Origin of the sequence: Streptomyces johnsoniae (genome assembly GCF_031845565.1) — a bacterium.
Classification (GTDB): Bacteria; Actinomycetota; Actinomycetes; order Streptomycetales; family Streptomycetaceae; genus Streptomyces; species Streptomyces johnsoniae.
In genome coordinates this window covers 178,016-198,356 of the sequence record NZ_JAVREV010000011.1, presented here as the reverse complement: position 1 = coordinate 198,356, position 20,341 = coordinate 178,016, and the positions used below count along the sequence as shown (strand labels likewise).

Below are 20,341 nucleotides of genomic sequence, written 5' to 3'. Positions count from 1 at the left end.
ACCGGCCATGCGTCAATCTTCCCGGGGGCGTGCCTCCATAACGGTCTTTCGGTGTCTGGCCACCGGCGCCGCGGTGCTCTCCCTGGGCCTGGCCACGGCCTGCGGCGGCGACGACGGGGACGACGGCGCGAACGGCGGGCCGACCCTCGACGTCTGGATCATGGAGGGCACCAACCCGGACGCCGGCCCGTACGTGGCGGAGCTCCAGGCCGCGTTCACCGAACGGACCGGTGCCACGCTTGAGGTGCAGTTCATCCAGTGGGCGGACGCGCACGACCGGTTCACGACCGCGATGGCCGGCGGCGAACTGCCCGACGTCGCCGAGATCGGCACCACCTGGGCGCCGGAGTTCGGCGCGGCCGGGGCCCTGACCGACCTCGCGGAGCAGATCGAGGCCGACGGCCTCGGCGACGATCTGGTGCCTGGCCTGTACGAGGCGGCGCAGGTGGACGGCGCCGTCTACGGCATGCCCTGGTACGCGGGCATCCGCGCCCTCATGTACCGCTCCGACATCTTCGCCGAGCACGACCTCCAGCCGCCCACCACATGGCAGGAACTGCGCGAGGTGGCCCGGCAACTGCGCGTTTCGGAGCCGGACATGATCCCGTTCCCGGTCAGCGGCGGCAGCGAGTACGGCCTGTACCCGTTCGTCTGGGGCGCGGGCGGCGAGATCGCCGAGCAGACCGGCGACGGACAGTGGCGGTCGGCCATCAACGCGCCGGAGGCCGTCGAGGGCATCGAGTTCTACACCTCGCTGGCCACCGAGGACGGCCTGTCGGTCGCCGCCGCGGAAACCTGGCTGGAGACCGACCAGCTGGAAAGCTTCCAGAACGGCGACTCCGCCATGGTCATCAACGGCAACTGGACCGTCAACACGCTGATCGCCGACGACCCCGCGTGGGCCGACCGGATCGGCGTCGTCCCCGTGCCGGGGCGGGGCGGCGGCTTCAGCCCCTCGTTCGTCGGCGGTTCCCTGCTGGGCGAGTTCGGCAGCGACGAGCCCGAGCTGGCCTGGGAACTCATCAGAATGATGACCACCGGCGAACACGCCGCCGCGTGGGCCGAGCAGTCCGGCTACTTCCCCGGGCAGCAGTCCCTGCTCGAAGAGGTCCAGCAGGAGGCCGACCCGCTCGTCGCACCGTTCGCGCAAGCGATGCTCGAAGCCGGCGCCAGCCTGCCGGTGACGGACCGGTACGGCGCGATCCAGGGCGAGCAGGTCGTGCAGGGCATGCTCCAGTCGATCCTGTCGGGCGACCGTTCGGTGCGGGAGGCCGCCGACGAGGCCGCCGCGGCCATGGACGAGACCTTTGGCGGCTGACCGCCCGGTCAAGGCCCGGCCGCCGCGCGGGGGGCGCGCCCCGCGCAGCGCGCGCCGCGCCGCGGCCGGCCGCGCGCTGCGGCCCTGGCTGCTGCTCGCACCCGCCCTCACGGTGCTCGCCGTGCTGCTGTTCTGGCCGCTGGCGCGCGTCGTGCTGCTGTCGTTCCAGGACTACGGGCTGCGGCAGATCAACACGGGGGAGAGCAACTACACCGGGCTCGACAACTACCGCGACATCCTCGGCGACTCGTTCCTGTGGAAGACCGTGCTGCCCAACACGGTCTTCTTCGCCGGCGCCTGCGTCGGCCTCACCCTCGTCGTCGGCACGCTGGTCGCGCTGCTGCTCCAACGCCTGGGGCGGGTGTGGCGCGTCATCTGCTCCACCGTCATCATGATGGCCTGGGCGATGCCCGCCGTCACCGGCACCTACGTGTGGATCTGGATCTTCGACCCGCTCGACGGCGTCGTCAGCAGCGGCCTGGACGGGCTCGGCCTCATCGAGCCGCGGGAAACCAACTGGTTCACCGACCGCTGGTCGTTCTACGCCATCGCCACGCTCAACGTCGTGCACCACGGCTTCCCCTTCGTGGCCATCACCCTCTACGCCGCGCTCCTCACCATCCCCAGGGAGCTGCCCGAGGCGGCCGTCTGCGACGGCGCCGGGCCTTGGCAGCGCTTCTGGCTGATCACCGTGCCCACCATCAGGCCCGCCTTCGCGGTCGTGACCATCCTGTCGATCATCTGGGACTTCAAGGTATTCGCGCAGATCTACCTGATGCCGGGCGGCGCGGGCGCGAACGAGGACGTGCTCAACCTCGGCGTCTGGTCCTACATCCAGTCGTTCAGCAGGAACGAGTACGGCACGGGCTCCGCCATCGCCGTGCTGCTGACCCTGCTGCTGCTCGCCATCACCGTCGTGTACGTGCGCGCACTGTCCAGGGAGAAGGACGAACCGTGACCCGCCGCACCTCCACCGCAGGGCGCATCGGCATCGCGGCGGCCGTGGCGGCGCTGCTGGTCTTCACGCTGTTCCCGGTGTATTGGATGATCTCCTCGGCGTTCGACCCCGATGCCGACCACCGCGGCTCCGAGGTGCTGCCCGCGGGCTTCACGCTCGACCACTTCCGACAGGTCCTGAACGAGGGGGAGTTCACCCGCTACCTCGCCAACTCGGCGCTTGTCGGCCTCGGCACGGTGCTGCTGTCCGGCCTGCTGGCCCTCTTCGCCGCCGTCGCCGTCGCCCGCTTCCGCTTCCGGATGCGCACCAAGGTGCTGGTCATGATCCTGGTGGTGCAGATGGTGCCCCTTGAGGCGCTGGTGATCCCGCTGTTCCTCCAGATGCGTGACCTCGAACTCCTCAACAGCCTCATCGGCCTGACGATCGTCTACCTCGCGTTCTCCCTGCCGTTCGCCGTCTGGACCCTGCGCGGATTCGTCGCCGCGGTGCCGAACGAAGTCGAGGAGGCCGCCTACCTGGACGGCTGCGGCTGGTGGCGCATGTTCCGTTCGGTCCTGCTGCCGCTGGTGGCACCCGGGCTCGTAGCCACCAGCATCTTCGCGTTCATCACGGCCTGGAACGAGTTCATCTTCGCGTTCGTGTTCATGCAGGACGACAGCAAGTACACGGCGGCCGTCGGGCTGCATCGCTTCTTCGGCCAGTACAGCACCGACTGGGGGGCGGTCATGGCCGGCTCCACGCTGATCACCCTGCCGGTGCTGATCTTCTTCGTGCTCGTGCAGCGCCGCCTCGCCGGCGGCCTCGCGTCCGGCGCGATCCGCTGACCGCGCCGCTTCCCGGCGGTGAAGGACCTTCGACCTCCGCGAAACCTTCGCGAGGTCGACACAACCGACGTGGCCGGCGCGGGGTCTCTAGCCGCATGACAGGATTTCTGAATCCACGGCGCGGGGCCGCGACCACCGTGACCGCGATCGCGGCCCTGGCACTGACGGCGGGCCTCTCCGCCCAGGCCCTGGCCCTGGACACCGACGCACGGAGCGATACCGCCGACAATGTCGTGTCCCGGCAGCTGGCGGACACCGCCGCGAAGCAGCAGCAGGTGCGCGACTACTGGACCGCCGAACGGATCGCCGAGGTGCCCCACCACGAGCCCTCTGACCTGCCGCCGTCCCCGGGCCCGGCAGGCGCGGCCTACTCGGGTGACGGAGCGGTGTCCACGACGGTGGGCAGACTCTTCTACGTCGGCCACGGCGGCGAGGACTCCAGCTGCACGGCCACCGTCGTGGAGAGCGCCAACCGAAGCACCGTGGTGACGGCCGGCCACTGCGTCGTGACGCACGATCTGCTGGGTGAGAACGCCCGGTGGGCCGAGCAGCTTCTCTTCGTCCCGGGGTTCCGCGACGGCGAGATGCCCCACGGCGCGTTCCCCGCCGTCTCCGGCGTCGTGGACGCGCGCTGGGTGGCCAGTGGCGAGGCGATCGACTACGACCAGTCCTTCCTGGTGCTCGGGGAGAACGAGGAGGGCGAGCGGGTCGCCGATGCGGTCGGCGCCGTTCAGGAACTCGCCTTCGATCCGGAAGTCGGCCAGCCCGTCCAGGAGTTCGGCTATCCCCGCGCGACCGGGGACCCGGCGCAGCAGGGGCGCCCGGAGTTCATCGGCCTGCGGCTCGCCCACTGCTGGGGCACGAGCCAGGCGTTGGCGGACCACCCGGAGATACCGAACACGAGTGACACACGCGGCATCCCCTGCGACATGGGGGGCGGCGCGAGCGGCGGTCCCCGTTTCGCCGACTTCGACCCCGAGGCCGGAACGGGTGCGGTGGTCGGCCTGAACACCCGGGGCAGGTACATGAACTCCGCAGGGGAATGGTGCCAGGAGGGCGACTCCGCCGACTGTGTCCGATACCTGGCCGGGCCACCGCTGACCAGCGCGATCACCGGCCCGCTGTACGAGCGAGCGCACCGCTCCGGCGTTCCTGAGGCGGGACATCACAGGTAGGAAGTCGCAGCACAGCCGGACCGGCACCGGACGCTGCTGCGGCGTCGCGTGCCCACGCACGTGAAAGTGCCTTTTGTAAGCCCTCCCTTACTCACTCATGATGGTGTTACGCACTGCTAGTGAGGTGAGGGAGAGAGATGGTTGAGCGGGTAACGCAACCCGAAGGGGCGGAGGTCGTCATCGAGGTGTGGTCCGACCTGGGCTGCCCGTGGTGCTATGTCGGTCACCACCGGCTCCAGGTCGCGATCGCGCAGCGCCCGGACGCGGACAGGTTCGATATCAGGATGCGGTCCTTCGAACTGAACCCGACCGCACCACAGGAGTTGGAGACGATCGAGAAGGCCTTCATCCGGGCCCACGGCGGTACCGCCGCCCACTTCCTCCAGGCCGAGCGTCAGATCCAGGCGATCGCACGCGGGGAGGGGCTCGCGTTCTCTCTGGATCGGCCGAGCGCCAACACCTTCGGCCTGCACCGCGTGGTGCAGTACGCAGGCGACCAGGGCCGCGGGTTCGCGCTCTTCTCCGACGTCCAGGACGGCTTCTTCGCGGGCACCCTCAACCCCTACGACCCGGACGCTCTGGCAGGCGTCGCGGAGTCGGTCGGGCTGGACGGGCAGCGAGTCCGCGAGATCCTCGCGAGCAACGAGTACGCCGAGCGCGTGCGCGCCGACCGGAGCGAGGGTTTGGCGCTGGGCGCCACTGGCGTCCCCTTCGTCGTCCTCGACCGCCGGGTGGCCGCCCCGGGCGCCCAGAAGGTCCCGGTCTACGGCCAGTTGCTTGAGCAGGTGGCCGGGCCGGTGCCGGGGTGTCCGACGCTAGGGAGCGATGAGCGCCACCGACACCTCAGTCTGCCGGCGCGCTGACCGCGGCCTTGCCCCGGCCGACTCCGGTCAGCTCGCTGGCGGCCCGGTTGCTGGCGATCTCGCTGTGGTGGGCGGCGGCCCAACTGGCCATCGTCGTCACCGCGTCCATCAGTGACCGGCCCAGCTCCGTCAGCTCGTACTCCACTCGCGGCGGGACCTCGGCGTACGCGGTCCTGGTAATCAGGCCGTCGCGCTCAAGATGCTTGAGCGTCTGGGTCAGCATCCGCTGGGAGATCCCTGGGATGCTCGCCTGCAAGTCGGAGTAGCGCAGCGAGCCGGCGTTCAGCGTGCTGATGGTCAATACCGTCCACTTGTCGCCGATGCGGTCGAGCACCTCACGGATGAAGGCGCTGTCCTCCGGCCAGGTCCGGCACGGACCACTTATCTGTCGCGCTGACGCCATCTCGATTACCTCTCATCCGGGTGCAACCGCACTACCAGTATGTAATGCCCACGGGGCGACCGCACACCAATCCACGACGCGTTCTCGAACCACTCCGAAAGGAACCACCCCATGTCTTACCTGCTTCACATCGACTCCTCCTCGCTCGGCGAGGCATCGGTCTCCCGCCAGGTCGCCCGGTCCTTCCTCGAAGGCTGGGACGGCAAGGTCGTTCACCGCGATCTCGCCGCCGCACCCGTGCCCCACATCAGCGCGGCCGGTATCACCGCACGCGTCACCGACCCCGCCCAGCACACCGACGAGCAGGCTGCCGCGGCCGCGATGCAGGACACACTGATCGAGGAGTTCCTCGGCGCCGGCGCCTATCTCTTCACGGTGCCGATGTACAACCTGACGATGCCATCGGTGTTCAAGGCGTGGCTCGACCAGATCATCGTCTTCGGCCACACCGTCAACCACGAAGGTCCCGCTCGAGTCGCCGGGCGTCCCGCCGTGGTGATCTCGGCCAGGGGCGGCAGCTACGGCCCCGGCGCTCCCAGGTACGGCCTGGACTACGTCATACCCATCATCGAGGCGCTGCTCGGCCACGAGGACATGCTCGGCCTCGACGTCACCACCGTGATCCCCGAGCTGACCATGGCCCCCCACACGCCGGCGCTGGCCGCGCTGGTGCCGATGCACGAGGCGTCCATGGCCGACGCCCACGACCGTGCTCGCGCACTCGCCGCGAAGATCGCCGACGGCATGACCACCGCCGCCTGAGCCCCGAAGAGCGGACAACGGCCTCTGAGAAGCTCCTACAGGTTTTCCGAGTAGAAGTCGACGAGCCGATCGACGGCGGCGCCGACGTACTCGGGCTCGTCGTACATCTCGTAGTGGCCGGCGCCTTCGATCACCATGAGATCGACTGGGTTGGGCGCCCGTTCCCAGAGCTGCATGCCGGACTCGTAGGACCCCGTATTGCCGGTGCGTCCGGCGAGGATGACCTGTAGCGGCTGCGTCATCAGCTGATCGACCAGGTGATACGCGTCGTAGCCCAGCAGCAGCGAATCACCACGCGAGAGGCGGCGGTTCGTCGAGTGCTCGTTCCTGCCCCGCTCGGTGCGGTAGAACGTGATCGCCTGGGTCGTGTCGATGTCGGTCAGGCCGGCCGCGGCGGCCTCCTCCAACGTGTCCGGCAGCCAGTTCACACGGGGCAGCTCACCGGTGCGAGTCTCCTCGATGCGCGCGTCGGCCAAGTCGTCGAGCGCGGCTGCCGGGCCGTCCGGCTGGAAGCTGCGGAACGACGTGCCCATGTTGCCCGGGACGACCGTTCCGACCGCTTTGATGCGGTGGTCCGTGCGGGCGGTGTGCACCGCATAGCCGCCGCCGGCGCAGATGCCGAGGACGCCGATGCGGTCGGGGTCGATCCCGGGGACCGTACTGAGCGCGTCGATCGCGTAGGAGATGTCCTCCCCGCGGCGGTACGGGTCTTCGAGGTCGCGGGGCTCACCGCCACTCTGGCCCTGATGGGCGGGGTCGAACACGAGTGCCGCGATGCCCCGGGCGGCGAGGCGGGACGCGTAGTTCGCGCCGATCTGGCCCTTCACGCTGCTGCCGGGCGTGGAGAGCACCACAGCGCGCGGCGGCGCGGCTTCGTCGATGCCGTCGGGCAGGTGGAGGTCGGCCGCGAGCTCGATCGGCCCGCGCGGGACCGTGATGTGCTGAAGCACTTGATGGCACCCATTCACGTAGGGTTCGTTCGGTCACTGATCAGTCCCAGATCATGCTAGTACATTCTCGAACTAGTCTAGGGCTGTACCATCTGAATGAAGGGGCTCGCGTGCCGGTCGACGCCGCACAGCTTTGGACGCTGAACCATCGTCTGCTGACCGTCGTGATGGACGCCTGCAGCGCCGAACTGGCCAGACTCGGCCTCGAAACGAAGGAGTTCTTCGTGCTCGCCGAGGTGACCTCGTCGCCGTACCCGGCCGAGCTGGCCGCGACGCTGATGATCCCCAAGGCGAGCGTGACGGTCTACGTCCGCAACCTGGTCGCAAAGGGGTTCATGCGGCGCGAGATCGACGACGCGGACCTGCGGCGGCATCGGCTCGCACTGACCGCCGAAGGCGAGGTGGCGCGGGACCGCGCGCTCGCGGTGCTCGCGACAGAGTTCGACCGCAGGCTGGCGAAGATCTCGCCTCACGATCGCACCGAGCTGCACCGAATCCTGCTGGCTCTGCTCGAGCCCGCGCGGTAGCTCGGCTCATATCTGGCCGTAGCACAAACAGAAAGGGTGACCGGCAGGGTCGGAGAAGACCCGGAATCCACTGGTCTGTCCGCCGCTGTCGTGCAGGAACGTCGCGCCCAGCGCGATCACCTGCTCGTGCGCCGCATCGATGTCGTCGCGCGTCGGCACGTCGAAGTCCAGGTGGAACTGCTGCGGATGTTCCGGGTCCGGCCACCGGGGCGGCTGGTGGTCCGGCGCCGCCTGGAAAGCCAGCCGGTGGCCGCCGGGCGAGGTCAGGGTGACCCAGGACGGGTCACTCTCGTCCAGTTTCCAGCCCAGGATTTCCCGGTAGAACCGGCCAAGCGCGATCGGACTCGGGCAGTCGATCACCGTGCACTGCAAAGTTGCGATCACGATGTGCAGCATAGGGTGGTGCACATGAACAGCAGCAGTACCGGACAGGGCCGCCAAGGCCCCGGGGACCTCGACGAGGACGTGCGCGCGGAGCTGGACACGCTGCGGGACAGCATCGACAACATCGACGCAGCCATCATTCATATCCTGGCCGAACGGTTCAAATGCACACAGCGGGTCGGTCAGCTCAAGGCCGAACACAGCCTCCCCGCCGCCGATCCCGCCCGAGAGGCCCGCCAGATCACGCGGCTGCGCCAGCTCGCGGAGAACGCGAAACTCGACCCCGCCTTCGCTGAGAAGCTGCTGAACTTCATCATCGCCGAGGTCATCCGCCACCACGAGACGCTCGCGAGCGAAGCCACGACCGCCGGCGGCCCCGGTAACGCGGACTGACCGCGGGGGGCCGGCCCCTGCCCCCGGGTGACGACGACCTTCGCGGGTTGCGCCGACCAGCCGCCTGCCGGAGGCGCGGCACGCCGTCGCCGTGCCGCGCTCGCACGTTCGGGTGCGGATCACCGGCAGCTCTACACAGCCGTGACCATGCGGACGTAGCGTGGTGGAGCGACCTGCTGGCGGGGGTGGACATGCGATCCGACGAGAACGCGGGCATCGGCGACCGCATCGCGCGGCTCCGGCACAGACGCAAGCTGACGCGGGAACAGCTCGCCGCCACCACGCTGACCGCGCTCGGCAAGGAGGATGCGGCATTCACCGCGCTTGAGCGCTCCCCGCACGCGGTCGGCCAGTCCGACGACCGCGACCACAACGCGGCCCGCGACGTCTCTTCGAAGGACGCCGCATCGTCGCCGCCGGACGGGCGGAGACACCACACGCCTGTGGAGCGCCGGTAAGGCGGGTACACCTGCCCGCACAGCGCTGTGAAACAGGAAGCCCCGGGAAGGGTCAGACGACCCAGACCGGAATCCCTGGACTTCAGGCCAGGGAGCACGTCAACGTAGACCCGGCGTGCCCGCCGGGTGCGTACGAGTGCGTACGAGCGCGAGGGAACGGGATGGCCGAGCCAGAGGACGACTGCCCAGGTCCGCACCACCAGTGCCAGGCGTGCACCGGGCAGCGCGTGGAGTTCCGCGAGACGCTGTACGTTCCCGCGTCCGGGCCGGTGCACGGGGTCGCCGCGCCGCACCGGTGCTGGCACTGCAAGGGGCGCGGTTACTACTGCACCGCGGAGGTGCGCTGCACGCCGCCGCACGAGTAGGGCCGCGAGTGACCGGCGGGAGGCTCCGGGGGACGGTGTCCCGCGGAGGAACGGTCACTCGCGGCCGTCCCGGGCGGGCCGCCGGCCGGCGCCGCGGGCCTGCCTCAGGGCTTGATTCAAGGCGTGACTCCCGGGAGCGTCAAGGCTCTGGACTGGACCAATTCTCCGGTCGTCCGGTTCCGGTACGACGTCGGGGAACGGCGCCCGGCCGCCGGCACGCAATCTGCGTGCACCGCTCGCGGCCCCTGCGGCACGATGGCCCCCATGGCCCCACTGACACGCCTCGAAGCGGAAGCCCGATCGGCTCTCCTGGACGTCCACCACTACGCGATCGACCTCGACTTCACCCGCGGCGAGGACACGTTCGCCTCCGTCACCACCATCCGCTTCACCGCGCGTCGGGACGGCGACACCTTCGCCGAACTGCGGCCCACCGCCCTCCGCGGCGCCACCCTCGACGGCCGGGCCCTCGACCCCGCCACCCTCGCCGACGGCAGGCTGCCGCTGTCCGGCCTCACCGCCGGCACCCACGAGCTCCGGGTCACCGCGGACATGCCCTACTCCCGCACCGGCGAGGGCATCCACCGCTTCACCGACCCCGCCGACGGCCTCACCTACCTGTACAGCACGTGCTTCCTGGCCGACTGCCCGCTCGTCTTCGCCGCCTTCGACCAGCCCGACCTCAAGGCCGTCTTCGACGTCACCGTCACCGCGCCCGAAGACTGGACGGTGCTCGGCAACGGCAGCGTCACCCCCGTGGCGGGCCGGCCCGGAGTCCACCGCTGCGCCACCACCCCGCCCATCAGCACCTACCTGATGGCCGTGGCCGCCGGGCCCTACCACTCCGTGCGCACCGAGCACGCCGGCCTGCCCTTCGGGCTCCACGTGCGGCGTTCCCTCGCCGAGCACCTCGACAAGGACGCCGACGAAATCCTCGACATCACCCGGCGCTGCTTCGATCGCTACCACGAAATCTTCGACGAGCCCTACCCGTTCGACTCCTACGACCAGGCGTTCGTCCCCGAGTTCAACGCCGGCGCCATGGAGAACCCGGGCCTGGTCACCTTCCGCGAGGGCTACATCCACCGCTCGGCCGTCACCGACAGCCAGCGCGAGGTGCGGGGCGTCGTCGTCGCGCACGAGATGGCGCACATGTGGTTCGGGAACCTCGTCACCCTCCGCTGGTGGGACGACATCTGGCTGAACGAGTCCTTCGCCGACTACCTCGGCTACCAGGTCCTCACCGACGCCACCGAGCACCGGCCGTGGGTCGAGTTCTGCACCGACCAGAAGCCGCGCGGCTACGACGCCGACCAACGCGGCTCCACCCACCCCGTCGCCCCCGAGCCCGACGCGGTCCCCGACACCGCCTCCGCCCTGCTCAACTTCGACGGCATCTCCTACGCCAAGGGTGCCTCCGCGCTGCGTCAACTCGTCACCTGGCTCGGCGAGGACGCGTTCCTCGCCGGCGTCAACGACCACTTCACGCGTCACCGGTTCGCCAACGCCACACTCGCCGACTTCGTCGACTCCATGGCCCGCGCCTCCGGCCGTTCCGTCCCCGCGTGGGCCGACGCCTGGCTGCGCACCACCGGGCCGGACACCCTCACCCCGCAGATCGACGCGAGCGAGAACGGCGAGGGCTGGCGGCTGCGCCTCGCGCACGCCGGCGCGCGCCCGCACCGGCTGCGCCTCGGCGTCTACGACGCCGACGGCGCGCCGCGCGCCCGGCACGAGATCGAACTGCCCGCGGCCGAGGGCACCACCGAGCACACGTTCCCCGGGCCGCGCCCCGACCTGCTCGTCCTCAACGACGGCGACCTCACCTACGCCAAGGTCCGCCTCGACCCCCGCTCCTGGGACACCGCCCAGCGCGTCCTGTCGGACCTGCCCGAGCCCCTCACCCGCACCGTCGTGTGGAACGCGGCCCGCGACATGGTGCGCGACGGCGAACTCGCCCCCGCCGCCTACCTCGACGCCGCCCGCCGCCTGCTGCCCGCCGAACCGTCCACGGCCATTCTCGAAGCCGTCGTCGCCTTCGCCCGCGGCCCCGTCACCGACCGCTACCTCACCCCGGAGCAGCGCCCGGCCGGGCTCGCGGCGCTCTCCGACCTCGCCCGCGACCTCCTCGGCGCGGCCGTCACCGACCCCGCCCGCCGCCTCTTCGCCGCCCGCACCGCCATCGACGCCGCCACCGAGCCAGGGGAGCTGCGTTCCTGGTGGGAGGCAGGCACCGTGCCCGGCGGCCCGGTGCTCGACCCGGAACTGCGCTGGCGCCTCCTCGGCCGGCTCGCCGTCCTCGGCGCCACCACCGAGGAGGAGATCGCCGCCGAGGCCGCCCGGGACGTCACCGCGAACGGCGAGGAGGGCGCCGCCCGCTGCCGCGCCGCGCTCCCGGACGCCGCCGCCAAGGAAGCGGCCTGGCGCGCCATGTTCGACCCGGCCGACACCCTGTCCAACTACCTCTTCGCGGCCACCGCGCAGGGTTTCTGGCAGCCGGAGCAGCGCGACCTCCTCGCCCGGTGGGTCGCGCGATACTTCCCCGCCGCTCTCGGTGTCGCCGCCCGCCGCGGGCACACGCTGGGCGTCCTGGCCGGTCGCCAGGCGTTCCCCCGCGGCTTCACCGACGCCGGGACCCTGCGGCTCGGCGAGGACACGCTGCGCCGCGACGACCTCACCCCCGCCCTGCGCCGCCCCCTCGCCGATCAGCTCGACGACCTGCGGCGCGCCCTGCACGTCCGCGGCCGGTGACGCCGCCGGGCGGGGGCGGCGACGGCTGCCGCCCCGCCCCCGGCCCGGTCCGGCCCGGCGGTCAGCCGGCCGTCACGGCCAGGTGCATCCGGTGGTGCGCGGGCGACTCCACCTCGTCGAGCAGCGCGACCGCGAAGTCCTGATAGGAGATCCGAGTCGCCATGTCACCCGCCGCCACCACCCGGTAGGTGCCGCCGCGCCCGCCCTCGTGGTCGAAGTCCCCGGCCGGGGACACGTACAGCCAGTCCACGTCGCCGCCCGCGGAACGCAGCACCTCCAGCCCCGCCCCGTGCGCCAGGCAGAACGGCCGGTGCTCCTCCGGTATCGCCGAAAGCAGCGGCACCCCCGCCGCGTCCGGCAGCAGCGCCGACAGCCCCACCACGACCAGCCGCCCCACCCCCGCGCCGCGCGCCCCCGCGAGCAGCGCGTGCGCCGACGCGGGGAAGAACACGTCGGGACGCGTCCCCTCCCCGTACACCGCCGCGGCCGACACCACCGCGTCGTGGCCCGGCACCACGGCCGCCACCGACGCCGCGTCGGCCGCGTCGCCCGCCACCACCCGCACCGATCCGTCCGCCGGGCCCCCGTACCGCGCCGGGTCGCGCACCACCGCCGTCACCTCGTGCCCCCGCGCCCGCGCCTCGGCGACGGCCCGCCGCCCCGCCCTGCCTCCCGCGCCGAACACCACGATCGTGCCCATCACCACGTCCCTCTCCGCTCGTCAGGCCGGCCCGGCGCCGACCCGTTCCGGGAACGTAACCGCACGCCCGGTATCCCCCCGGATACCGCCACCCGCACTACCGTGGCCGCATGAAGGAACGCACGACGGAACGCGTGACGGAACTGCGGCCGCTCAGACCCGACATGCTCGACGAACTGTGCCCGTCCGCCGTCGCCCCCTTCCGGTTCGGCGACAAGTGGGCCGCGCCCGTGCTGCGTTGCCTCGCGGACGGCCCCCGCCGTTTCTCCGAGCTGCGCGTTCCCCTGCACCGCGCCACCCCACGCGTCCTCACCCGCACCCTGCGCGCCCTCGAACGCGACGGTCTGCTCACCCGCACCGCCCACCCGGGCCCCGCCCGCCGCGTCGACTACGCGCTGACCCCGCTCGGCCGCAGCATCCTGGAGCCGCTTGCCGCCGTCTGCGCCTGGACCGCCGAGCACTGGGACGAGCTGGTCGACGCCCGCGAGGCCTGGTCCGCGGACCGCACAACCGGCGCACAACCGGGGCGCATCCGCAAGCCGCATTAACCCCTTCGGGGGAACGGGGGGCAACGTGCGGACCGCGCCCCCGGCGCGCGCGTAGCTTGAGCGCCGTCCCGCCGCACGCGGTGCCTGCCGCCCACCGAAGGGTTCCCCATGCCCGCGAACCCCCTGCCCGACGCCGCCCTCCTCGCCGGCGGAGCCGCCGGTCCCCGCGCCCTGCGCCCCCTGCTCGACACGGTGCTCGACGCCCTCGCCGAGGGAGCCGCCGCCCGCTGCGGACCACTGCCCGCGGGCGGCCCGGACGCCGTGACCCAACTGCTCGAACGCTGCGGCCCCACCCTCCCCGACCACGGCACCGGCGCCCTCGACGCCCTGCACACCCTCGTCACCGCGCTCGCCGCCGGCGCCGCCGACCCGGCCGACCCGCACTGCGCCGCCCACCTGCACGCCCCGCCGCTCGCCGTCGCCGCCGCGGCCGACCTCGCCGCCTCCGCTCTCAACCCCTCGATGGACTCGTGGGACCAGGCACCCGCCGCCTCCGCCCTCGAAGAGCGGCTGACCCGCGACCTCGCCGCCCTCGTCCATCCCCGCGGCCCCGGCCCCGACGCCCTGGTCACCACCGGCGGCACCGAGGCCAACCTGCTCGGCGTGCTCCTCGCCCGTGAACGGCTCTCACCGCGCCTGGCCCTGCTCTGCGGCGCCAACGCCCACCACAGCGTCCACCGCGCCGCCTGGCTCCTCGGCCTGCCCGCGCCCACGGTCCTGCCCACCCCGCGCGGCATCCTCGACCCCGCCGCCGTGCACGACGCGCTCACCGGCCTCGACACCCTGAACTGCACCGCCGGCCCGCCCACTCCCGTCCTCGTCGTCGCCACCGCGGGCACCACGGACAGCGGCGCCATCGACCCCCTGCCCGCCCTCGCCGACACCGTCGCCGCCCATCGCCGCGGCAGACCCAGCGCGTTCCACATCGACGCGGCCTATGGCGGCGCCCTCCTGTTCAGCCCCGCCCACCGTGCCAAACTCGCCGGCCTCGACCGCGCCGACACCGTCACCCTCGACCTGCACAAACTCGGCTGGCAGCCCGTCGCGGCCGGTCTGCTCACCGTTCCCGACGGGCGCGCCCTCGCGCCCCTCGGCCACCGCGCCGACTACCTCAACGCCGAGGACGACACCGACGCAGGACTGCCCGACCTGCTGGGCCGCTCCCTGCGCACCACGCGCCGCCCCGACATCCTCAAGATCGCCGTGACCATACGCGCCCTCGGCACCGCCGGCCTGGCCGCGCTCGTCGAGCGCACCTGCGACGCCGCGCGCGACCTGGCCGACCGCGTCGCCGCCGAACCGCGCCTCACCCTCCACGCCAGGCCGGCCATCAGCACCGTGCTCTTCCGCCCCGTGGGCGCCGCCGACGAACAGGTCGCCGCCATCCGCCGCCGCCTCCTCACCGAGGGCCGCGCCGTCCTGGGCCGCGCCCGCGCCCGCGACCACGACGGCCGCACCGTTCTGTGGCTCAAGGCCACCCTGCTCAACCCCCATGCCCAGCCGAGCGACCTCGCCGCCCTGGTCAAGCTCGTCCTCGACCAGGCGCCGCGCCCGCGGAAGGACAGCAGCCGATGACCCCCGCCGACCCCCGCCGCCCCCTCGACCTCGCGGGCATCGGCATCGGACCGGCCAACCTCTCCCTCGCCGCCCTCGCCGAGCCCCTGCGCGGCCTGCGCACCGCCTTCTACGAGCAGCGCCCCGCGTTCCACTGGCACCCCGGCCTGCTGATCGAGGGCACCACCCTCCAAGTCCCCTTTCTCGCCGACCTCGTCACCCTCGCCGATCCCACCAGCCGCTGGAGCTTCCTCGCCCACCTCCGCGACCGGCAGCGTCTGTTCCCCTTCTACTTCGCCGAGCGCTTCCACATCCCGCGCGCCGAGTACGACGCATACTGCCGGTGGGTCAGCCGCGGGCTCGCCGGACTCCACTTCCACCACCGCGTCGACGCCGTCCGCTGGAACGAGGAGCACGCCGTCTTCGAGCTGGACTTCACCCGCCTCGACGGCGGGCGGGAGGACAACGGCACCGCGCGGCCCGGCGGCTCCGGCCGCGCCCACGCCCGCAACCTCGTCATCGGCATCGGCACCGCACCCCACGTGCCCGAGGCGCTGCGTCCGCTGACCGCCTCCGCGACCGCGAGCGCGCCCGTCGTCCACTCCGCCGACTACCTCGGCCACCGCGAACGCCTGCTGGCCGCGGACCACGTCACCGTCGTCGGCTCGGGGCAGTCCGGCGCCGAGATCTTCCTCGACCTGCTGCGCAGGCGCCCGTCCGGCCGCGAACGGCTCCACTGGCTCGCCCGCACCCCCGCGTTCGCACCCATGGAATACAGCAAGCTCGGCCTCGAACACTTCACTCCCGACTACACCCGCTACTTCCACGGCCTGGCGGAGCCCGTCCGCGACCGGCTGACCGACCGGCAGTGGCAGCTGCACAAGGCCGTCGACGCGGAAACGCTCGCCGCCATCCACGACGAGCTGTACCGGCGCAGCCTCGACGGGCCGGACGGCGGCTGGCCGGACGCCGTGCTCACCCCGGGTGTCACCGTCCGCACCGCGGGCCGCACGGCCGCGGGCCGCCTCGAACTGCACCTGGACCACGCCGAACAGGGCACCAGAACCCGTCTCACCACGGGCGCGCTCGTGCTCGCCACCGGCTACCGCGAACGCCCCCTCGCGCCGCTGCTCGCCGACCTGGCCCCGCTGGCGCGCCGCGACGCCGCCGGCCGCTTCGAGGTGGACCGGAACTACCGCCTGGTGCTCGATCCGCCGGTCACGGGTGCGGTCCATGTGCAGAACGCGGAAAGCCACACCCACGGCGTCGGCGCGCCCGACCTCGGCCTGGTCGCGCACCGCAGCGCGGCGATCCTCAACCACCTGACGGGGGAGGAGCGCTACCCACTCCCGGAGCGCACCGCTTTCACCACCTTCGGGACGAGTTACACCGGCGCGTGCGCCGTCGCAGAGCAACGTTTCACCACGCAAGGCAGCGGGCAGATTACCTCTCGATAAGGGCCGGTGAAAAAGCTCATAAGAGCGGGCCCCCGCTCATTCCGAGAGTTGTCGGACTCTCTTTAAATTCCGGCCGTTGAGTGGTCACTTTCGGATGGCTCTCTACTGGCTGGTAACTCCTATGGTTGGCCTATGCGCCGAGCAAAAATTGTCTGCACACTTGGGCCCGCCACCGACTCATATGAGCGCATCGCCGCGCTCGTAGAGGCGGGAATGGACGTGGCCCGGCTGAACCTCAGCCATGGCGCTCACCGCGAGCACGACCTGCGGTACCAGCGCGTCCGCCGCGCCGCCCAGGAAAAGGGACGCAGCATCGGAATTCTGGCCGACCTGCAAGGCCCCAAGATCCGGCTCGGCAGCTTCCGTGAAGGGCCGGTCCTCCTAGAAGCCGGTGACGAATTCACCATCACCACCGAGGACGTCGCCGGCGACCAGAACCACTGCGGCACCACCTACCCGGGCCTCGCCGGAGACGTCACCCCCGGCGAGCGCATCCTGGTCGACGACGGCCGCGTCGCCCTCGAGGTCGCCGCCGTCGACGGCCCCCGCGTGCGCACCCACGTCGTCGAGGGCGGAATGGTCTCCGACCACAAGGGGCTCAACCTCCCCGGCGTCGCCGTTTCCGTCCCCGCCCTGTCCACCAAGGACATCGACGACCTGCGCTGGGCCCTGCGCACCGGCGTCGACATCATCGCCCTGTCCTTCGTGCGCAGCGGCGACGACATCAAGGACGTGCACCGCGTCATGGCGGAGGAGGGCCGGTTCCTCCCTGTGATCGCCAAGATCGAGAAGCCGCAGGCCGAAGCCAATCTCCAGGACATCGTCGACGCGTTCGACGGCATCATGGTCGCCCGCGGCGACCTCGGCGTCGAAGTCCCCCTGGAGGCCGTGCCGCTGGTCCAGAAGCGCGCCGTCAAGCTCGCCAAGCGCAACGCCAAGCCCGTCATTGTCGCCACCCAGATGCTGGACTCGATGATCGAGTCCTCCCGGCCGACCCGCGCCGAGGCGTCCGACGTCGCCAACGCAGTGATGGACGGCACCGACGCGGTCATGCTCTCCGGCGAAACCAGCGTCGGCAGGTATCCGGTCGAGACCGTCCGCACCATGAGCCGCATCGTCGCCGCCGCCGAGGAGGAGCTGCTCTCGCACGGGCTGTCCCCCCTCGCCGAGGGCGGCAAGCCCCGCACCCAGGGCGGCGCCGTCGCGCGGGCCGCCGCCGAGATCGGCGACTTCCTCGACGCCAAGCTGCTCGTCGCGTTCACGCAGAGCGGCGACACCGCCCGGCGTCTCTCCCGGTACCGCTCCCCGATCCCGGTCGTCGCGTTCACCCCCGACCCGGCGACCCACGCCCAGCTCACCCTGACCTGGGGAGTCGAGACCTATCTGGTCCCGACGGTCCAGACCACCGACGAGATGGTGGCCCAGATGGATGAGCAGCTGCTGCGGATCGGCCGCTGCCGCAAGGGTGAGATCGTCGTGATGACCGCGGGCTCCCCGCCCGCCACCCCCGGCACCACCAACCTCGTGCGCGTGCACCACGTCGGCGAGGACGACGCCCCGCGCTGACCCGGCGCCAGGGCCCCACGGGCACCGGCAGGTCCCCACAGGCACCGCGACGGCCCGGCCGCCGCGGTGCCTCTTGTCACTCCGATCGCGCCCGTGGTTGGCTGCACGGCGAAAGCGCTTACTCCCGCCCAGCCAGGAGCCGTCACCACCATGGCCGAACGCCGCGTCAGGGCCGCCGTCGTCGGGACCGGCGCCATCATTACCGTCGGTCATCTCCCCGCGCTCGCCGCACACTCCGCGGAGGCCGAACTCGTCGCCGCCGTCGACATCGACCCCGCCCGCCTCACCGCCTTCCGCGAACAGGTGGCGGCCGTCGAAGGGATCGGCGCGCCCACCGGGTACACCGACCTCGCGGCCATGCTCGCCACCGAACGCCCCGACCTCGTCATCCTCGGCACGCCGCCCGCCCTCCACCGCGCACAGGCCCTCGCCGCCCTCCGCGCCGGCGCGTGGGTGTGGAGCGAAAAACCCCTGTGCCTCTCCCTCGCCGAATACGACGAGATCGCCGCCGCCGAACGCGAAGGCGGCCCCTACATCGCGGTCGTCGCCCAGCACCGCTACGGCTCGGGCACCGTCCACGCCCGCGGGCTGCTGGCGTCCGGCGACCTCGGCGCCCCCCGCGTCGCCCACTGCCAGACCACCTGGCACCGCGACCGCGCCTACTACGCCGTGCCCTGGCGCGGCCGGTGGGCCACCGAGGGCGGCGGCCCCACCATGGGCCACGGCATCCATCAGAACGACCTGCTCCTCCACCTCCTCGGCGACTGGACCGAGATCCGTGCCATGGCGGCGCGCCTCGTCCACGGCATCGAGAGCGAGGACGTGTCCACCGCCCTCGTCCGCTTCGCCAACGGCGCCGTCGCCACCGTCGTCAACAGTGTGCTGTCCCCCGACGAGGTCAGCCGCATCCGTATCGACTGCGCCGACGCCACCGTGGAACTCACCCACCTCTACGGTCACCGCAACGAGGACTGGACCTACACCCCGCGCCCCGGCCTGGCGGACGAGGCGCGCGTCGCGCGCTGGCGCACCCCCGCCGCCGACCGTCCCAGCTCGCACGCCGCCCAACTCGAAGGCGTACTGGCCGCCATGCGCACCGGCACCCGCCCGCCCGGCGGCGGCGCGGACGCCCGTCGCACCCTCGAATTCAATGCGGCCCTCTACAAGGCCGCCTTCACCGGCCGCCCCGTCCGCGCGGGCGAGATCGCCGAAGGCGACCCGTTCTACTCCGCGATGCACGGCAACCACCCCGACTGGGCTCCCAAGGAGGCGCAGTGACCGCGCAGCTCACCCTCGTCCATACGCACGGGGACCGGGTCACGGTATCCGCGGGCGGCACCGAGATCCTCGCCTATGTCTACCGCCCCGATCCCGAGACGTTCGAATCGCGCAAGCCCTACGCCCACCCCGTGCGCACCCTGGCCGGACACCTCGTCACCGGCTACCGGCCCAACGACCACCGCTGGCACAAGGGCATTCAGATGACCGCGAGCCACGTGTCGGAGCAGAACTTCTGGGGCGGCAACTCCTACCTCGGCCCGGATACCGGCTACCGGCGCGTCCCCGAACGCGTCGGCTCCATGCGCCACGACGGCTTCCCCCGCATCGACGCCGCGGGCGACCGAGTCGATCTCGCCGAGGACCTCACCTGGGTCAACCACGGCGGCCAGGAGTGGGCACACGAGGAACGCACCCTCGCTGTCCACTCCGCCGACCCCGCGGAAGGTGCCTGGGCGCTGGACTGGACGATCCGGCTCACCAACGTCCGCGGCGAACCCCTGCACTTCGGCTCCCCCACCACCGCGGGGCGCGAGATGGCCGGCTACACCGGCCTCCAGTGGCGCGGGCCGCGCGACTTCACCGGCGGCCAGATCCTCACCCCCGCCGGGCCCGCCACCGATCAGGCCACCATGGGCACTCCCGCCGCCGACGCGCCCTGGATCGCCTTCACCACCGAACACGACGACATCGACGCCCACTCGACCCTCGTCTTCGTCCATGCCCCGGAGAACACCGGCGATGCCGCGATCCACCCGTCCCACTGGTTTGTCCGCTCCGCACCCACCCCCACCATCGCGTTCTCCTGGGCCTTCTTCGAAGAGTTTGCGCTCGCTCCTCAGGAGTCCTTCTTCTACCGCTACCGGATGATCGTCGCTGACGGCGCCTGGGACATCCGGCGCGTTGAGACGTACCTGGGTGGCCATGGCTGGTGAACCGGCCCGCGGGCCCCGGCACTCGGGCCCGACGTAGGAAGTCCATTGACGGGCCATCGCCAGAGGTGCCGAACGAGCTGTGGTGGGTGCGTGTTGCTCCATACGGGAAGCGTCGCAGCTCGTGTACGCAGAGTCACGAGATCTGGGAATCGATCACCTGATCGAGTGACGT

21 protein-coding genes are annotated in these 20,341 nt (G+C 71.7%); 17 read left to right on the top strand and 4 right to left on the bottom strand.

Features of this window, described 5'->3' with window-relative positions:
* The first annotated feature begins 7 nt into the window (after positions 1-7).
* The 5 genes from RM779_RS20560 (at position 8) to RM779_RS20540 (ending at position 5,138) form a co-directional block, all read left to right on the top strand.
* Positions 8-1,318 (top strand): sugar ABC transporter substrate-binding protein, encoded by a 1,311-nt coding sequence (locus RM779_RS20560; protein ID WP_311619199.1) that lies wholly within the window; start codon positions 8-10, stop codon positions 1,316-1,318.
* On the top strand, positions 1,308-2,276 hold the full coding sequence (locus RM779_RS20555; protein WP_311619198.1) for a carbohydrate ABC transporter permease: 969 nt from the start codon (positions 1,308-1,310) through the stop codon (positions 2,274-2,276). Before RM779_RS20560 ends, RM779_RS20555 begins: the two co-directional genes overlap by 11 nt.
* On the top strand, positions 2,273-3,100 hold the full coding sequence (locus RM779_RS20550; protein ID WP_311619197.1) for a carbohydrate ABC transporter permease: 828 nt from the start codon (positions 2,273-2,275) through the stop codon (positions 3,098-3,100). The genes RM779_RS20555 and RM779_RS20550 overlap by 4 nt, the downstream gene beginning before the upstream one ends.
* Positions 3,101-3,195: 95 nt before the next feature.
* On the top strand, positions 3,196-4,275 hold the full coding sequence (locus RM779_RS20545) for a trypsin-like serine peptidase (RefSeq protein ID WP_311619196.1): 1,080 nt from the start codon (positions 3,196-3,198) through the stop codon (positions 4,273-4,275).
* A gap of 137 nt (positions 4,276-4,412) precedes the next feature.
* Positions 4,413-5,138, top strand: a complete 726-nt coding sequence (locus tag RM779_RS20540; protein WP_311619195.1) for a DsbA family oxidoreductase — start codon at positions 4,413-4,415, stop codon at positions 5,136-5,138.
* On the opposite strand, the gene RM779_RS20535 is transcribed toward RM779_RS20540, so the two are convergent.
* Positions 5,119-5,541 carry a winged helix-turn-helix transcriptional regulator gene (locus RM779_RS20535; protein ID WP_311619194.1) on the bottom strand — a complete coding sequence of 141 codons (423 nt, stop codon included), beginning with the start codon at positions 5,539-5,541 and terminating at the stop codon, positions 5,119-5,121. The genes RM779_RS20540 and RM779_RS20535 overlap by 20 nt on opposite strands.
* Positions 5,542-5,652: 111 nt before the next feature.
* Between RM779_RS20535 and RM779_RS20530 the strand changes: the two genes are divergently transcribed.
* Positions 5,653-6,303: an FMN-dependent NADH-azoreductase gene (locus RM779_RS20530; protein WP_311619193.1), complete on the top strand. Its 651-nt coding sequence runs from the start codon at positions 5,653-5,655 to the stop codon at positions 6,301-6,303.
* Positions 6,304-6,338: 35 nt separating this feature from the next.
* Here the strand turns inward: RM779_RS20530 and RM779_RS20525 are convergent, their stop codons facing one another.
* Complete coding sequence (locus RM779_RS20525) at positions 6,339-7,253, bottom strand: alpha/beta hydrolase (protein ID WP_311619192.1); 915 nt, start codon at positions 7,251-7,253, stop codon at positions 6,339-6,341.
* 110 nt (positions 7,254-7,363) lie between these two features.
* Here RM779_RS20525 and RM779_RS20520 point away from each other — a divergent pair, with 110 nt between their 5' ends.
* A complete protein-coding gene (locus tag RM779_RS20520; RefSeq protein WP_311619191.1) occupies positions 7,364-7,780 on the top strand; it encodes a MarR family winged helix-turn-helix transcriptional regulator in 417 nt (138 codons plus the stop codon).
* Positions 7,781-7,786: 6 nt separating this feature from the next.
* On the opposite strand, the gene RM779_RS20515 is transcribed toward RM779_RS20520, so the two are convergent.
* Positions 7,787-8,164, bottom strand: coding sequence for a VOC family protein (locus tag RM779_RS20515; RefSeq protein WP_311619271.1), 378 nt, complete (start codon positions 8,162-8,164; stop codon positions 7,787-7,789).
* A 24-nt stretch (positions 8,165-8,188) separates the two neighbouring features.
* Between RM779_RS20515 and RM779_RS20510 the strand changes: the two genes are divergently transcribed.
* The 4 genes from RM779_RS20510 (at position 8,189) to pepN (ending at position 12,131) form a co-directional block, all read left to right on the top strand.
* Complete coding sequence (locus RM779_RS20510) at positions 8,189-8,557, top strand: chorismate mutase (protein ID WP_077062054.1); 369 nt, start codon at positions 8,189-8,191, stop codon at positions 8,555-8,557.
* 191 nt (positions 8,558-8,748) lie between these two features.
* On the top strand, positions 8,749-9,015 hold the full coding sequence (locus RM779_RS20505; RefSeq protein WP_311619190.1) for a hypothetical protein: 267 nt from the start codon (positions 8,749-8,751) through the stop codon (positions 9,013-9,015).
* 161 nt (positions 9,016-9,176) lie between these two features.
* Positions 9,177-9,380 (top strand): hypothetical protein, encoded by a 204-nt coding sequence (locus RM779_RS20500; RefSeq protein WP_311619189.1) that lies wholly within the window; start codon positions 9,177-9,179, stop codon positions 9,378-9,380.
* Positions 9,381-9,644: 264 nt separating this feature from the next.
* A complete protein-coding gene (gene pepN, locus RM779_RS20495) occupies positions 9,645-12,131 on the top strand; it encodes an aminopeptidase N (RefSeq protein ID WP_311619188.1) in 2,487 nt (828 codons plus the stop codon).
* 61 nt (positions 12,132-12,192) lie between these two features.
* On the opposite strand, the gene RM779_RS20490 is transcribed toward pepN, so the two are convergent.
* Positions 12,193-12,831: an NAD(P)-dependent oxidoreductase gene (locus tag RM779_RS20490; RefSeq protein WP_311619187.1), complete on the bottom strand. Its 639-nt coding sequence runs from the start codon at positions 12,829-12,831 to the stop codon at positions 12,193-12,195.
* A 110-nt stretch (positions 12,832-12,941) separates the two neighbouring features.
* Between RM779_RS20490 and RM779_RS20485 the strand changes: the two genes are divergently transcribed.
* From RM779_RS20485 to RM779_RS20460, 6 genes are all read left to right on the top strand, one after another.
* Positions 12,942-13,379 (top strand): winged helix-turn-helix transcriptional regulator, encoded by a 438-nt coding sequence (locus RM779_RS20485; RefSeq protein WP_311619186.1) that lies wholly within the window; start codon positions 12,942-12,944, stop codon positions 13,377-13,379.
* A 108-nt stretch (positions 13,380-13,487) separates the two neighbouring features.
* The gene (locus RM779_RS20480; protein ID WP_311619185.1) at positions 13,488-14,954 is read left to right on the top strand and encodes a pyridoxal phosphate-dependent decarboxylase family protein; all 1,467 of its coding nucleotides are present in this window, start codon (positions 13,488-13,490) and stop codon (positions 14,952-14,954) included.
* The gene (locus RM779_RS20475; protein WP_311619184.1) at positions 14,951-16,390 is read left to right on the top strand and encodes a lysine N(6)-hydroxylase/L-ornithine N(5)-oxygenase family protein; all 1,440 of its coding nucleotides are present in this window, start codon (positions 14,951-14,953) and stop codon (positions 16,388-16,390) included. The genes RM779_RS20480 and RM779_RS20475 overlap by 4 nt, the downstream gene beginning before the upstream one ends.
* Before the next feature lie 132 nt (positions 16,391-16,522).
* Positions 16,523-17,956, top strand: coding sequence for a pyruvate kinase (gene pyk, locus RM779_RS20470; RefSeq protein ID WP_077062060.1), 1,434 nt, complete (start codon positions 16,523-16,525; stop codon positions 17,954-17,956).
* Between the two features lie 150 nt (positions 17,957-18,106).
* Entirely contained in the window at positions 18,107-19,234 is a 1,128-nt protein-coding gene (locus RM779_RS20465; RefSeq protein ID WP_311619183.1) for a Gfo/Idh/MocA family protein, read from the top strand.
* A complete protein-coding gene (locus RM779_RS20460) occupies positions 19,231-20,169 on the top strand; it encodes a DUF6807 domain-containing protein (RefSeq protein ID WP_311619182.1) in 939 nt (312 codons plus the stop codon). The genes RM779_RS20465 and RM779_RS20460 overlap by 4 nt, the downstream gene beginning before the upstream one ends.
* The last annotated feature ends 172 nt before the right edge of the window (positions 20,170-20,341 follow it).